This is a genomic window from Nitrosomonas sp. Nm51 (genome assembly GCF_900111165.1).
GTDB lineage: Bacteria > Pseudomonadota > Gammaproteobacteria > Burkholderiales > Nitrosomonadaceae > Nitrosomonas.
In genome coordinates this window covers 58,638-71,363 of record NZ_FOGH01000013.1, presented here as the reverse complement: position 1 = coordinate 71,363, position 12,726 = coordinate 58,638, and the positions used below count along the sequence as shown (strand labels likewise).

Genomic DNA, 12,726 nt, shown 5'->3' with positions numbered 1-12,726 from the left:
TATCTGCTGCGTTTACAGCAGGGTGAGGTTACATTTTACGATTAACCGGCGAAACCAAACTGCCTTTTCTCCGCGTAGCGGCTTCGTCCAACAATTGCATGGAGAGGGACGCATTCTCCGCTACGCCCTTCGGGCTACGCTACGAATGCGCCCCTCATGCAAGGCGTTATGCGCAATAAGAGAAAACACGAATAATGTCCATAGACTGGAATGTTGTTGCGACTATAGCCTCTCCGATAGTTGCCTTATTTGTGGGGGTTGGATTAAATCGCATCATCGAAAATCGGCCGAAAGTCGTCAGTTACCTCGGCCACGTATCTGGCATATTTCTCAGCAAAGCAAATCCTCCCGTGCAGGTTAATACTCATTCTGTTGTGTTGCGCAATGCCGGCGGAAAAACTGAAAGTAATGTTCGGCTAGGACACAACGTATTACCGGACTTTCAGATTTATCCAGACATAGAGCATGAGGTAAAAGATTTGCCGGGTGGTCAAAAAGAGATTGTAATTCCAAAGTTGATACCAAAAAAACAAATAACAATAACCTATCTTTATTTTCCACCTCTAACCTGGGAACGAGTAAATACGCATCTGGAATCCGACAGTGGAGCAATTAAAGTCCTGAACGTATTACCGACAGTGCAACTACCAAAATGGATTCTACGAATTCTCTGGGTATTGATCGGCTATGGAGTTATTGGCGTGCTATATACACTTTATGAGGCGTATAAGTGGTTGTCATAACAGCGCATAACAAGGCGCGCAACCCGGACGGCTTCGCCGCCGGTTCGCTTGGTCGTTAAGTTCCTAAATTATGAACCGAGCAATGATTAAAAAAGGAATTGGAGTCGCTCTTATAATAAGCGGACTAATTCTACTCGTTCTCAAGGTTTTAAATTTGGGTGAGGCTCGAGAAAGCTGGAACGCATGGGCATCACCTGACAGTGGCTTTTTATGGCTTCTCGGTGCTTTAACGCTTGAGTTGGTTTTACTGAGTTGTCGGCTCATGCTCGGCTATCTACTTTATAGAGGCAAAAACATTTCTGTTTGGAGTTTCTATCCACTTGCAGTTTTAACAGCTCTTAGTGGTTTGTCGGGCATTGTTCTTGTAATCGCCACCCTAATTATGCGCTTTTGGCCAAGGGGGTCGCATGCGGTCGAAACTTAACAATTGGGTCAAATATGTTCCGGGCCTGCGGCCCTCCACCGGACAGCCAAACCGCTGGTTTGGCTGCCGTTTACCCTAAGCGTTAGGCGACCGACGACGGTCTTCATCTTAATACAGAACGGAGTACTAACCATGTTTGCTGAACCCATCAAAAAGCAGCTACCGTTGGGCGATAGGCAGATATACAGTCAATCATGAATAGAGATCAAAGGGTAAACGCACTATGAAGACATATTTCAAAGCATTTTCCATGAGTCCCGTGACGATCGTTGGGCTTATCACCGTTTTCGCTATGGCGTTGTTGACCGGCTGCTCGAAGCAGGAGGAGGGCGATGTGCAGCGCCAAGGCTGTTCGCTGAGTATCCAGGGACCGGACCGGTTCGTTGTTGGAAACAACGCAATCACGATCTCCCGCTCCCCTGGGAGAGTAAGCGACGTCGACCTACGTTTCACCCCTAGGGGAGCTGTCGTAGTCAATGGCGGTAACGCTCGAACGGTCACCACCAACGCGGCCGGACGAGTTACCGTTCCGATCGTGCTCAACGCAGGCAATCCAGGTGATTCGCTCATCGTCGGTGCGGAGTCGAGGAGGTGCAGCCAAGCCGCTCGAACCTTCAGGTTGTGAGCAGCGCCCGCTCGCGCTCGAGACCTCCACGCCGTCCGTGGGTCTTCGGCAACAGGAGTCTGGTGAGGGGGAAATTCACACATTACAACATTATTGAGATAAACGTGAACGAAGTTGATCGCCTAACATGCGCATGCACCTGACCGGCTACAGCGGGCTTCGCCCGCTTCCGCCGGCAGGTGATGCAGAGCGTTAGCAGAAACTCCCGAGTGATGACAAAATGCACACATTTGTGCTATTCTTTGTGCAATGAATTTCTACAATTGGAATGCGGAGAAGAATGAGCAGTTAATTGCGGAAAGAGGCGTTTCTTTCGAAGAAATCGTTTTCTATATCGAAAATGGCGGTCTACTCGATGAAATTGCTCACCCCAATGCTCAAGATTATGCCCATCAGCGTATTTTCGTAGTAGCAGTCGAAAACTACGTACATCTAGTACCATACGTCGAAAATGATGGCGAATATTTTCTAAAAACCATTATCCCAAGCAGGAAGTTTACGAAGATTTATCTTGGAGAAGAGTTATGAATGACGTGAAATTAAGCAGAGAGGAGGAGAAACTTCTAAAAGCTGTTGAAGCCGGAGAATTCGAGTCTGTCCTTACAAAGAAACGCCGGGCGGAGCTGGTTGCCGCTGCCAAAAATACAACCCGAAAAGACAAAAGGATTAATATCAGAATTTCTAATAGAGACCTGATGGCGATCCAGCTAAGAGCCTCTGAGGAAGGAATTCCATACCAAACCCTGGTGTCGAGCATTATTCACAAGTACCTATCGGGTTCGTTAAAAGATGTTTCTGCTAACAAGGCGCTGCAGACGGACGCGGCAAAGCCGCGCCGCTGAGCGCAGCGTTATACGGCACGCATCCCACGCAATTTGGAGTTCCATGCATGACTGAAGACAGAACGCTACGTACCTCTAGAATTCTACCTTTCTCCCCAGAAGAAATTTACGGGGCATTTGCGTCGCCTGAATTGTTGGCGGCATGGTGGGGGCCTGAGGGCTTTTCAAATAGCTTCGAAATTCATGATTTTAGGGAAGGGGGGCGCTGGAAGTTCATAATGCACGCCCCAGACGGAACCGAGCACCAGAACGAGAGCAAGTTCGAAGTGCTTGAACCCAATTCGAAAATAGTCATTCACCATGACTGCCCGCCAAATTTTAGACTAACAGTTGGGCTAACTGCCGAAGCTCATGGAACGCACATAACCTGGAATCAAGTGTTTGAGGATGCTCAAACTGCCCAGGTAGTCAGAGAAAGGGCTGGCTCAGCAAATGAGCAAAATCTTGATCGACTCACGCGGGTGCTTGAGCAGGCGAAAAATGCCGTATAAATTACGTTAGCGCGCTATGGAGACAATGTCGTGGATTTGGAAGAACAATCAGACGCCGAGATTCTGGCCGTGGTCAATCCAATCATGGATAACCTCATGGATGCTTCAGCGGCCATTGACTACGAGCGCCATGTCCGCGACTTCACTGACCGGGCCAAAAGCGTCCTGCCTAAAGAGCGGCTGCAGTCAATTTGCGAGGAATATCAAAGCACCAAAGGTTTCTTTGCAAAGCGGGAGTTCGTCGCGGCATTCAGGCGTCCGGGTTCCATTGCCGTCGTGTGGCGTCAGTGGTTCACCAAGCACCCTGGCGAGTTTGTTGCGGAGCTTGTGCTGGTGCAGCGCGGTGGCAGGTATCTCGTCGATCATGTCATGGTGTTTTAGTACGCGCTCTAACAGTTCAGTCAAGCGTTAGACCACATACCACCATCAACGGAGGCTCGTATGAAAATTATCGGTTCTCTCGCCATTTCTTTAATCTTGCTCCTCTCCGCTTGCGGGAGTTCTCCGCAGGAGCCTGAAGGCACCCAAGCCTCGGCAGCAACACCGTCCACGTTGTCTGTGCATAACTATCGTTGCGAGAGCGGAGAGACCATTACCGCGATCTACCCTTCCACTGACTCAACCACGGTCCAATACAAGGGTAGTACCTATAGCATGCAAATCGCGGTTTCGGGCAGTGGTGCACGTTACGTTGGCGGCGAGTTGGAGTGGTGGACAAAGGGTTCTGGCGCCGGATCTGAAGGTACGCTCTTCCGCCACAACGCTGATGGCACGTCCGGGGACAGCGTCGAGGTCTGCACAGAGTCGTAAGTGTGGTCTAACAATTCGCTGCACCTGACCGCCATCCCGCAGCTTCGCTGCGTGCTGGCGTCAGGTGAGATAGGGCGTTATGAGCGGCTAACCGAATGTGCAAATAAGGTACAATAGCGGACAAGATTTTGACCTGGAACGAGCATGCCAACTGTATTGAGAATTGGGCTGTATCGTTTTCACTTTTACAGTCATGAACCGAACGAACCGCCACACATACACATTGATCGAGATAATTCTTCTGCCAAATTCTGGCTGGAAAATCCTGCGTTAGCGAGGAATTTGGGTTTCTCGGCAAAGGAACTAAACAAGCTTCACAAATTAGTTCAGGAAAATCAGCAACACCTTTTGGGGCATGGTATGGGTATTTTGGCGCTTAGCGCAGACGAAAGAGTGAAAGATGTTCGCTTTACCGACGAGTTGCTTTCGGTCGACCTCGCAGATGGTCGCACCATTTCTGTTCCCATACTTTGGTATCCGCGCCTGCTCAATGCAACTCCACAGCAGCGTAGCAATTGGGAAATATGTGGCGCAGGCTACGGTATACATTGGCCAGAAATTGACGAAGATCTTAGTACTGAAGGCTTGCTAAGAGGCTCGCCAGCTCCTGCAATCCAGCGCCGCAGCTCATACAAGGGGCTGAAGACAGACAATTTTAAAGCGTGTTTTAACGCTACATACTGGCTCCCAAAATTGCAGCGCAACACCGAAAGAGATGTTCGCCATCAACGCGAACTTAATGAATTAGGTTGGGGCGTTTTGGTTCTTTGGGAGTGTGAAACGCAAAAACCTGATGCCATCGCGGAGAAAATCAAGAGTTTCCTGTCTTAACCCAAATGCGCATAACAATGTGCTGCACTCGGACAATTTTTCCGCTGCGCTCCAAAATTTCCGGTGAGTACGGCGTTAAGCCTTAATGAATTCATGAATCATGAAAACAGGCGAGCTAAAAAGAAAACTTAAAGAATCAACGAAAGAACAACTAATAAAGGATATTGTTGATCTTTTCAAGAAGAATGAATTTGTAAAAGATTACTATGATTCAAAATATGGTAATGACAATAGCTTATCAGTTCTAGTCAAACACAAGGACATAATAGAAAATGAATTTTTTCCTGAAAATGGGTTTGGAGCGGCAAGGTTATCAGTCGCAAAAAAGGCGATTACTGAATTCAAGAAAATATGCAATGATAAAGTGCTAATAGCAGAACTAATGGTTTTCTACGTAGAAAACGGGGTCAAGTACACCGGCTGTTACGGAGATATAAATGAGCAGTTTTACCTAAGCATGGAAAGCATGTATGAGCGTACCCTAAAATTTATAACCGATAACAATCTAGTAGCCACGTTTAAAGAACGCTGCTTAAAAATAGTGAATGATACAACAGGGATGGGGTGGGGGTTTCATGATCAGTTGTGCGAGACATATTACAGTTATATTGAGGAGTAAGGCATAGCAAGGCAATCAGTTCGGACATTTTAAAGCGTGTTTCCGCTTCGCTCCAACACACTTTAAAATGCCGGTTATTTCGGCGTTACAAAAGACAAAAATGCGCCCTTAGAATTCCCACAGACACCCTGTAACAGAGCCGGATGACCGCACGGCAATTTTTTTAATGTCAGACTGTTATTCAGGATTGCGATTCCATAAACGTCCTGGCCATGCACAAATCCTTCCAGGCCTTGGCTTTTTCGGGCAGCGCGCGCAGCAAATACGCCGGGTGATAGGTGACGATCAGCGGGGTGCCGTGATAGTCGTGGATTTTGCCGCGCAGGCTGGCAATGCTGTCGCTGCTGTTCAGAAGGTTCTGCGCGGCGACTTTACCCAGCGCGACGATCAGTTTGGGTTTGATCAGGGCGATCTGCCGGGCGAGATAGGGGGCGCATTGCTTTGCTTCGTCTTCACTGGGGTTTCTGTTATTGGGCGGGCGGCATTTGACGATGTTGGTGATATATACATTTTCACCGCGTCTGAGCTGGATAGCGGCCAGCATGTTGTCGAGCAGTTTTCCGGCCTGGCCGACAAACGGTTCGCCCAGCGCGTCTTCTCGCGCGCCGGGGCCTTCGCCGATATAGAGCCAGTCCGCATTTTTATCGCCTACGCCAAAAACCGTCTGGGTGCAGGTTTGCCGCAACCGGCAGGCATTGCAGTTGGCTACGGTAGAAGTCAACTGTTCCCAGTCCATGTCTGCGATTTCAACCGTCGGGCGCGCAGTATGTTCCGGTGGATTGGTTTCGGGCTGTGTCGGCTGGGTTTCCGTCTCGGCATCGGCCCCGGCCCCGGTCCCTGTCTTGGCCTTAAGGCGCCATAGCGGCGTCAGTCCGAGCTCTTTGAGAATGGTTCTGCGCCGTTCGCTCATAGCATTAGCCGCATCACCAGCGCATCCTCACGTCCGCACATGGCCGGATAGTAGTCCTTGCGCGTGGCGATTTGTTCGAAGCCGAGCTGCTTGTAGAGTTTGGCCGCGCCGCGATTGGATTCGCGCACGTCCAGTAGCACCGATTGGGCGTTATGCCCGGCCGACTGCTGTATCAGATGGTTCAGCATCATTTCACCCAGTCCTTTTTTCTGCCATTGCGCGCCGATGCCAAGCGTCAGAATATGCGCTTCGTCCGGTCCCAGCATCAGAATACTGTAGCCAGTCAAGATGTTGCCGTTCTCCATCGCGTTGCAAAGATAGCCCGCGCGGAGTGAGTCCGCAAAATTTTCCAGAGACCATGGAAACAGAAAGATTTCGCGTTCGATCAAAACGACATGGCGCAGGTCGGATTCGCGCATTTCCCTGATCACTGGATTGAGAGGCAGTTGGGGCGCTGTTGCGTTCATCGTTCGGATTCCTTGAGGGCAACCTTGTTGCGGATATAGACGGGCGTGGCCAATGACGGATCGGTATGGAAATCGCCGTTGTCCCTTAAGGATGCAAGTGCGGCGATTTCACGGGCATGTGGATAGCGTCCATGTTGAATCTGCGCTAACCGCTGGCCGTAACATTCCGACAAGATGCTGTCATAGCAATCGAATCCGCTGCCACAGCCAATCCAGTGCGAACCGGATAATTCCGGCGCAAGTTGCGGCTGGCATAATACCGGCTTGCTGACGGTTCGCCAGCGGCCTGCTTCCCTGACAAAGGCGGCGTGATAAATTTCGCCCATGCGCGCATCCATCGCAACGATGACCTTATCATGCGCATCCTGTTGGGCGATGGCTTCCAATGTACCGATGCCGATGACCGGCAGGCCGGTGGCAAAAGCCAGTCCCTGCGCAACGCCGCAGGCGATTCTGAGTCCTGTGAAGGAACCCGGTCCCGCGCCGAATGCGAGTCCGTCGAGATTCGCCAGCTTGAGACCGGCACCCGTCAACAGTTCCTGGACCATCGGCAGCAGTAGTTCGGAATGACGGCGTTCGGCCAGCGTTTCTGTCTGGAAGATTTGCCCATCCACAGAAAGCGCCGCGGAACAGTATTCTGTCGAGGTGTCAAAAGCCAGTATTTTCAATGTCGATGTTGTGCTGAAAGATAAGTTGGAATTGGATAATCTGCTGTCGCATCGGTTTGGCAGCGCAAATTCCGGCTAACGGTCGGCGGTAGTGCCGATTGTGTTACCGGTCGAATGCCGACCCGGCTAATTTTAACAGTCTGTCAGCCGAGCCGCCATCGATGCAGCGTGTTATAACGGATTCCCCGTTCGGTTTGTTCCGATTGCATGAGCAACCAGTGCGTGACATGCCATGCAAGCGGTCTGCCGAAATCAACCGGTGTGTGCCGCGCCGCTTTTCTGACCAGTGTGATATGCGGTTTGTATGTACGCTCGTCCGATTCAAACCCGGCGGTGCGGGTCGCGGCTTTGACTGCGTCTGCCAACATGAAAAGTTCCGGCGGGTACGTTTCGGCCGTCGCCAGAATAATCTGATTGCGTTTCCAGAACCGTGTTTTCTGAAGGGTCAGATCGAACGGTTCCGCCGAGACACCGCCGGCGGATGCAATGAGCGCCGGGATCTTTTCTGTGGCTGTGCGTCCCAGGAATAACAGCGTGAGATGGATATTTTCCGGTCTGATGCGGCGCCCGCCGGATTGTGCAGCCTGTTTCTGCGCAATGCCGCCCAGTACTGTACGGACTTTCCCGGCAGGCTGAATTGCAAAAAATAACCGTGCATAATCCGGCGGATCGTTATTCTTGGACTTTTTAGCGGTATCGCTGTTTATGTCCACGTTGTCTGTTCAGTCATGCGCTCTGCTGAATCAGGCACACGGCGTCTGCCATGATGCCTTCCTTGCGCCCGATCGGACCGAGGTGCTCCGCAGTCTTGGCCTTGATATTCACGCATTTTCCGGCGATTGCCAGATCCTCAGTGATATTGGCGATCATTGCCGGTATATGAGGCGCCATCCTGGGTGCCTGCGCGGTGATCGTGGCGTCGATATTGACGATTGCATAGCCGTGCGTCTGCAATAACCGGTGTGCCGAGCGTAACAGTTCCCGGCTGTCGATATTTTTATACCGGGTATCGGTATCCGAAAAATGCCTGCCGATATCGCCCAGCGCGGCCGCGCCCAGTAAAGCATCGCATATCGCGTGCAGCAGTACGTCCGCGTCGGAATGCCCCAGCAGTCCTTTTTCGTGGGGAATGGTGACGCCGCCGATGATCAGCTTGCGGTTTTCAACAAGCTGGTGTACATCGGAGCCTTGTCCGATTCGTATGCCATTCATGATTGGTTCCTTTGTTGCATGATGCGCTCGGCGAGCGCGAGATCCTGCGGGTAGGTGATTTTGAAATTGTCAGATGTGTTGTGTACGAGTTTGGGATGGTATCCCATGGCCTCAATGGCGCTGGCGTCATCGGTAATGCTTAATTCCGGCACATTGTTCAATGCTTCCAGAAGCATCGCATAGCGGAACATTTGCGGCGTTTGCGCCTGCCAGAGATTTTCCCGTGGCTCGGTCTGCAACACGCGCGCGTCAGGGCCGCTGCGTTTGAGGGTGTCGGCAACGGGTACCGCAAGCAGGCCGCCAACCGCGTCGTCGGCGAGCTCGTCAATCAGTTGCCCAAGCTGGCTTTGTGTCAGTAACGGCCGTGCGGCATCATGCACCAGAATCCAGTCGGACGATTCAATGGCAAAGCGCCCGGCTGCGGCGTTCAGTCCGTTGAGCACGCTTTCGGCGCGCGTTTCGCCGCCGCAGTAGAGCATGCTCAGCTTGCCGGAGAACGCGCGCCAGTCATATTTTTTCCATCCCGGGTCCTGCGGTGAAAGCACGATGAAAACGCGTTTGATTTGAGATGATTCGCAGAATGTGCGGATTGCGTGATAAATCATCGGCTGGCCGGCCAGTGTCAGATACTGTTTGGGCAATTGATTGCCCATACGCGCGCCGTAACCGGCAGCAGGAATAAGCGCAAAATAATTCGGCATTGTATGTATGATGATAAAAATCAGGGTATCGAAAAGTTCTGGATGCTGTGTATTTTAATCAATAATTGCGTTTGCCGGTATCGCGTTATCCGTTACGGCGCGGTGTCGATCAATACAGAGTCGGTTTGTGAGGCGATTCGGATTACAATACGGGTTTAATTGATCGATACAGGAGACGGTGAGACTGATGGACGCAGAACAAATCAATGCAATGGATGAACAGCTTGAAGCACTCAATACGCGCACCCGTGATTTACGGAGGTATCTTTGACTACGACAGCAAGAAATTAAAACTTGTTGAGTTAAACCGGTTACTCGAGGATCCGGCTATCTGGAATGACGCCAAACAGGCGGAACAGGTGAGCCGGGATAAGAAAGTGCTGGAAGACGTGGTGCTGACGCTTGAATCGCTGGATCATCAATTGAGCGATACCGGCGAATTATTTGTGCTGGCAAAAGAAGAATCCGATGACGCGGCGTTGAACAGCATTGCCGACGACATCCAAACGGTGGAAGAGACCGTGGCGAAACTGGAGTTTCGCCGGATGTTTTCCGATCCGATGGACCCCAGCAATTGTTTCCTGGACGTGCAGTCCGGCTCGGGCGGTACCGAAGCGCAGGACTGGGCGGCCATGCTTGAACGTATGTACCTGCGGTACTGCGAACGGCAGGGGTTGCAGGTGGAAGTGCTCGAGGAATCGCCCGGCGATATTGCCGGCATTAAAAGCGCCACCTTGAAAGTGACCGGCGAATACGCATATGGTTATTTGAGGACGGAGGCCGGCGTACACCGTTTGGTCAGAAAATCGCCGTTTGACTCGGGCAATCGCCGTCATACGTCATTTGCCAGTATTTTTGTTTACCCCGAGGTCGATGAATCGTTTGAGGTCGATGTCAACCCCGCGGATTTGCGGGTCGATACGTTTCGTGCTTCAGGCGCGGGCGGGCAGCATATCAACAAAACCGATTCCGCCGTGCGCGTAACGCATTTGCCGACCAATATTGTCGTGCAGTGCCAGAGCAGCCGCTCGCAGCATAAGAACAGGTCGGAGGCAATGTCAATGCTGAAATCCCGGTTGTTTGAGGCAGAACTGCGTAAGCGCAATGAAGAGAAACAAAACATCGAAGACGCCAAAACCGATATCGGCTGGGGCCATCAGATTCGCTCCTACGTGCTCGATCAATCGCGCATCAAAGACCTGCGCACCAATGTCGAGACCGGCAATACCCAGGCGGTGCTCGACGGCGAACTCAACCAGTTTATTATGGCGAGTTTGAAGGAAGGATGAAATAATCGCACTGACAAAAATGCGTATCGGTATCGATCTGGGTGGCACCAAAATCGAGGGCGTGGTGCTGGGCGATGGCGGCCGCGAATTGCTGAGAAAACGCATAACTACGCCACAAGCCGAGGGTTATCGGGCGATTCTGAACGCAGCGGCACAGCTGGTTGAACAGCTGGAAGCAGACGCAGGCAGACGTTGCTCAGTTGGGATCGGCACACCCGGTGCGATTTCAACGGTGACGGGGTGCATGAAAAACTCCAATACGGTTTGCCTGAACGGGCAGCCATTGCTGGAAGATTTGCAAACGCTGTTAAACCGTCCGTTGCGTATTGCCAATGACGCCAACTGTTTTGCCTTGAGTGAAGCGTTGGATGGAGCGGGAAAAGGCTATGACGTGGTGTTTGGCGTGATTATGGGCACCGGCGTGGGCGGCGGCGTGGTGTTTAACGGGCAGTTGCATGCGGGCCGTCAGCATATCGGCGGGGAGTGGGGGCATAATATCCTTGAACACGATGGGCCGGATTGCTATTGCGGCCATAAAGGCTGTATAGAAACGCTGATTTCCGGGCCTGGCCTTGCGGCTGATTATCAGCGTCATGGCGGGGACGGTGCATTGACCGCCAATGATATCGTGGCGCTGCCAGTAAAGGGTGATGTTTTGGCCGAAGCCGTCATGCAACGTTTTTTTGACCGGTATGGCCGTGCACTGGCGATGGTGGTTAATATCCTAGACCCCGATGCGATTGTGCTCGGCGGCGGTTTGTCGAATGTGCAAAGACTCTATTCAGAGGGACGTGAACGCCTGGCGCGCTATGTGTTCAATGACGAATTCACTACGCCCGTGTTGAAGAACGTGCATGGCGACAGTTCCGGCGTGCGCGGCGCGGCGCAGCTTTGGCGTCCGCATGAGATCGATCGGATACGATAATCTCCTGTTCAGGATTGTTCTGGATCGGGCAACGTCAATAGATAAACGCTTTCGACCAGACGGGTCAATCCGCGTTGTTGAAAACGTGGATTGTCAGCGAGCATGTCAACTTGCGTCAACAGACGCACATCGGCACCAGGCTGATAGAGCGCGATGACTTCTTCGGGTGGCACCGCATAGGGCGGCCCCTGCATTTCGGCCTGCGGATAGTCGAATCCGACCAGCAGAATCTGCGTGGCAGGCGGCAGAATGTCGAGCATGTGCGCGGCATACCGCCGGCGCGGATCCGGCGGCAATGCGACCAGCGACGCGCGGTCGTAGACGGCTTGGATGCTGGCCAGACCGTTTTTGTCCAGATCGAAAAAATCGCCGTGAAGAATTTCAATGTTTTCTGCAGAATAGCGATTAAACCGCTTGCCAGAATATTGCGCCTGCTTCGGTGCAAGCGCATTTTCCCGATAGAACGCCTGTATCGCGCGTGCGCTCAATTCGACACCTAAAACGGCATGCCCCTGATCCCGCAGCCAGATCATGTCGCGTGTTTTCCCGCAAAGCGGTACAAAAACTGAGCTGTCAGGGGCAAGGTGCAATCTTGGCCAGTGTTTTATCAAATACGGATTATATGCATCCTGATGAAAGCCTATTTCATTGCGTTCCCATCGGTCGAGCCAGTACGATTGGGTCATGCCGATAGCCTGATTGAACGATTTGCCAATTTATTGCGCATATGTGTCGCAGATATGACTGTTTTGCGCTCCCGCTTTGCTGGTCGGGAATTTGAAGTCAGGCAGCATTTTTTGTGCCATTTCGCCGCATTTCCGGGCGATCCGGATATTTTCATCATCGGCCATTTTCCGCCCGAATGCGATTGCAGTATCCAGTGCTTCATCGCGTTTTCCGGCCTGACACAAGGATTTGATTCTGGCTTCCACAGCTTGTGCTTTTTGTCCCATTTCCATCATGGCGTTCTGGTCAACCCGGGACATGCAGGTCTGCATTTGCTGTGCCTGTTGCATGAGCTGCTGCATCTGTTCCTGACTGATTTCGGGCTGTTGTGTAAGTCCCGTCACTGGAATTAAAGTGAGAATAAATAACGCTGAAAGTTGTTTTTTCATGGCATACCTGTATTTATCGATGTTGTAGGATGACGTTCTTGCAGTATTAAAGCA

General features: G+C 51.7%; 19 protein-coding genes. 11 read left to right on the top strand and 8 right to left on the bottom strand.

The annotated features are described in order from the left end of the window. The first annotated feature begins 194 nt into the window (after positions 1-194). The 9 genes from BMY60_RS06815 (at position 195) to BMY60_RS06765 (ending at position 5,385) form a co-directional block, all read left to right on the top strand. Positions 195-743, top strand: coding sequence for a hypothetical protein (locus BMY60_RS06815; protein WP_090332391.1), 549 nt, complete (start codon positions 195-197; stop codon positions 741-743). An 82-nt stretch (positions 744-825) separates the two neighbouring features. Continuing rightward, positions 826-1,167 carry a hypothetical protein gene (locus tag BMY60_RS06810; RefSeq protein ID WP_090332390.1) on the top strand — a complete coding sequence of 114 codons (342 nt, stop codon included), beginning with the start codon at positions 826-828 and terminating at the stop codon, positions 1,165-1,167. An 874-nt stretch (positions 1,168-2,041) separates the two neighbouring features. Next, positions 2,042-2,320 (top strand): BrnT family toxin, encoded by a 279-nt coding sequence (locus BMY60_RS06800; protein ID WP_090332387.1) that lies wholly within the window; start codon positions 2,042-2,044, stop codon positions 2,318-2,320. Then, the gene (locus tag BMY60_RS06795; RefSeq protein WP_090332385.1) at positions 2,317-2,634 is read left to right on the top strand and encodes a hypothetical protein; all 318 of its coding nucleotides are present in this window, start codon (positions 2,317-2,319) and stop codon (positions 2,632-2,634) included. The genes BMY60_RS06800 and BMY60_RS06795 overlap by 4 nt, the downstream gene beginning before the upstream one ends. Before the next feature lie 47 nt (positions 2,635-2,681). Then, on the top strand, positions 2,682-3,125 hold the full coding sequence (locus BMY60_RS06790) for an SRPBCC domain-containing protein (RefSeq protein ID WP_090332384.1): 444 nt from the start codon (positions 2,682-2,684) through the stop codon (positions 3,123-3,125). 30 nt (positions 3,126-3,155) lie between these two features. Continuing rightward, complete coding sequence (locus BMY60_RS06785) at positions 3,156-3,506, top strand: hypothetical protein (RefSeq protein ID WP_090332382.1); 351 nt, start codon at positions 3,156-3,158, stop codon at positions 3,504-3,506. A 60-nt stretch (positions 3,507-3,566) separates the two neighbouring features. Next, entirely contained in the window at positions 3,567-3,935 is a 369-nt protein-coding gene (locus BMY60_RS16625) for an MliC family protein (RefSeq protein WP_090332381.1), read from the top strand. Positions 3,936-4,079: 144 nt separating this feature from the next. Further along, positions 4,080-4,766: a DUF2442 domain-containing protein gene (locus BMY60_RS06770; protein ID WP_218141649.1), complete on the top strand. Its 687-nt coding sequence runs from the start codon at positions 4,080-4,082 to the stop codon at positions 4,764-4,766. Positions 4,767-4,866: 100 nt separating this feature from the next. Continuing rightward, entirely contained in the window at positions 4,867-5,385 is a 519-nt protein-coding gene (locus tag BMY60_RS06765; RefSeq protein WP_090332378.1) for a DUF6155 family protein, read from the top strand. 181 nt (positions 5,386-5,566) lie between these two features. Here the strand turns inward: BMY60_RS06765 and BMY60_RS06760 are convergent, their stop codons facing one another. The 6 genes from BMY60_RS06760 to ispD form a co-directional block, all read right to left on the bottom strand. After that, on the bottom strand, positions 5,567-6,295 hold the full coding sequence (locus BMY60_RS06760) for a uracil-DNA glycosylase (RefSeq protein ID WP_090332376.1): 729 nt from the start codon (positions 6,293-6,295) through the stop codon (positions 5,567-5,569). Next, the gene (gene rimI, locus BMY60_RS06755) at positions 6,292-6,762 is read right to left on the bottom strand and encodes a ribosomal protein S18-alanine N-acetyltransferase (protein WP_090332375.1); all 471 of its coding nucleotides are present in this window, start codon (positions 6,760-6,762) and stop codon (positions 6,292-6,294) included. The genes BMY60_RS06760 and rimI overlap by 4 nt, the downstream gene beginning before the upstream one ends. Beyond that, positions 6,759-7,430, bottom strand: a complete 672-nt coding sequence (gene tsaB / locus BMY60_RS06750) for a tRNA (adenosine(37)-N6)-threonylcarbamoyltransferase complex dimerization subunit type 1 TsaB (protein WP_090332374.1) — start codon at positions 7,428-7,430, stop codon at positions 6,759-6,761. Before tsaB ends, rimI begins: the two co-directional genes overlap by 4 nt. Positions 7,431-7,573: 143 nt before the next feature. After that, complete coding sequence (thpR, locus tag BMY60_RS06745) at positions 7,574-8,143, bottom strand: RNA 2',3'-cyclic phosphodiesterase (protein WP_090332373.1); 570 nt, start codon at positions 8,141-8,143, stop codon at positions 7,574-7,576. A 13-nt stretch (positions 8,144-8,156) separates the two neighbouring features. Then, positions 8,157-8,642 carry a 2-C-methyl-D-erythritol 2,4-cyclodiphosphate synthase gene (gene ispF, locus BMY60_RS06740; protein WP_090332371.1) on the bottom strand — a complete coding sequence of 162 codons (486 nt, stop codon included), beginning with the start codon at positions 8,640-8,642 and terminating at the stop codon, positions 8,157-8,159. Then, positions 8,639-9,343 (bottom strand): 2-C-methyl-D-erythritol 4-phosphate cytidylyltransferase, encoded by a 705-nt coding sequence (gene ispD, locus BMY60_RS06735; RefSeq protein ID WP_090332370.1) that lies wholly within the window; start codon positions 9,341-9,343, stop codon positions 8,639-8,641. Before ispD ends, ispF begins: the two co-directional genes overlap by 4 nt. Before the next feature lie 187 nt (positions 9,344-9,530). On the opposite strand from ispD, the gene prfB reads away from it, so the two are divergent. Next, positions 9,531-10,632, top strand: a protein-coding gene (gene prfB, locus BMY60_RS06730; RefSeq protein ID WP_218141648.1) for a peptide chain release factor 2 whose coding sequence is annotated in 2 segments (ribosomal slippage) — positions 9,531-9,611 and positions 9,613-10,632 — 1,101 coding nt in all. Because the reading frame shifts where the segments join, the coding sequence is not laid out codon by codon here. 19 nt (positions 10,633-10,651) lie between these two features. After that, positions 10,652-11,557, top strand: coding sequence for an ROK family protein (locus BMY60_RS06725; RefSeq protein ID WP_090332368.1), 906 nt, complete (start codon positions 10,652-10,654; stop codon positions 11,555-11,557). A gap of 8 nt (positions 11,558-11,565) precedes the next feature. On the opposite strand, the gene BMY60_RS06720 is transcribed toward BMY60_RS06725, so the two are convergent. Together BMY60_RS06720 and BMY60_RS06715 are read right to left on the bottom strand one after the other, a co-directional pair. Then, positions 11,566-12,243, bottom strand: coding sequence for a thiopurine S-methyltransferase (locus tag BMY60_RS06720; protein ID WP_090332367.1), 678 nt, complete (start codon positions 12,241-12,243; stop codon positions 11,566-11,568). 30 nt (positions 12,244-12,273) lie between these two features. Continuing rightward, on the bottom strand, positions 12,274-12,672 hold the full coding sequence (locus BMY60_RS06715; protein ID WP_090332365.1) for a hypothetical protein: 399 nt from the start codon (positions 12,670-12,672) through the stop codon (positions 12,274-12,276). Between the last annotated feature and the right edge of the window lie 54 nt (positions 12,673-12,726).

Excerpts from the sequence above, each read along its gene's own strand:
- BMY60_RS06760 (WP_090332376.1), bottom strand. The coding sequence starts at position 6,295 with ATGAGCGAACGGCGCAGAACCATTCTCAAAGAGCTCGGACTGACGCCG.
- BMY60_RS06715 (WP_090332365.1), bottom strand. The coding sequence starts at position 12,672 with ATGAAAAAACAACTTTCAGCGTTATTTATTCTCACTTTAATTCCAGTG.
- BMY60_RS06795 (WP_090332385.1), top strand. The coding sequence starts at position 2,317 with ATGAATGACGTGAAATTAAGCAGAGAGGAGGAGAAACTTCTAAAAGCT.
- BMY60_RS06725 (WP_090332368.1), top strand. The coding sequence starts at position 10,652 with ATGCGTATCGGTATCGATCTGGGTGGCACCAAAATCGAGGGCGTGGTG.
- ispF (WP_090332371.1), bottom strand. The coding sequence starts at position 8,642 with ATGAATGGCATACGAATCGGACAAGGCTCCGATGTACACCAGCTTGTT.
- BMY60_RS16625 (WP_090332381.1), top strand. The coding sequence starts at position 3,567 with ATGAAAATTATCGGTTCTCTCGCCATTTCTTTAATCTTGCTCCTCTCC.
- BMY60_RS06770 (WP_218141649.1), top strand. The coding sequence starts at position 4,080 with ATGCCAACTGTATTGAGAATTGGGCTGTATCGTTTTCACTTTTACAGT.
- ispD (WP_090332370.1), bottom strand. The coding sequence starts at position 9,343 with ATGCCGAATTATTTTGCGCTTATTCCTGCTGCCGGTTACGGCGCGCGT.
- BMY60_RS06810 (WP_090332390.1), top strand. The coding sequence starts at position 826 with ATGATTAAAAAAGGAATTGGAGTCGCTCTTATAATAAGCGGACTAATT.
- BMY60_RS06800 (WP_090332387.1), top strand. The coding sequence starts at position 2,042 with ATGAATTTCTACAATTGGAATGCGGAGAAGAATGAGCAGTTAATTGCG.
- BMY60_RS06765 (WP_090332378.1), top strand. The coding sequence starts at position 4,867 with ATGAAAACAGGCGAGCTAAAAAGAAAACTTAAAGAATCAACGAAAGAA.
- BMY60_RS06720 (WP_090332367.1), bottom strand. The coding sequence starts at position 12,243 with ATGACCCAATCGTACTGGCTCGACCGATGGGAACGCAATGAAATAGGC.
- rimI (WP_090332375.1), bottom strand. The coding sequence starts at position 6,762 with ATGAACGCAACAGCGCCCCAACTGCCTCTCAATCCAGTGATCAGGGAA.
- BMY60_RS06790 (WP_090332384.1), top strand. The coding sequence starts at position 2,682 with ATGACTGAAGACAGAACGCTACGTACCTCTAGAATTCTACCTTTCTCC.
- BMY60_RS06815 (WP_090332391.1), top strand. The coding sequence starts at position 195 with ATGTCCATAGACTGGAATGTTGTTGCGACTATAGCCTCTCCGATAGTT.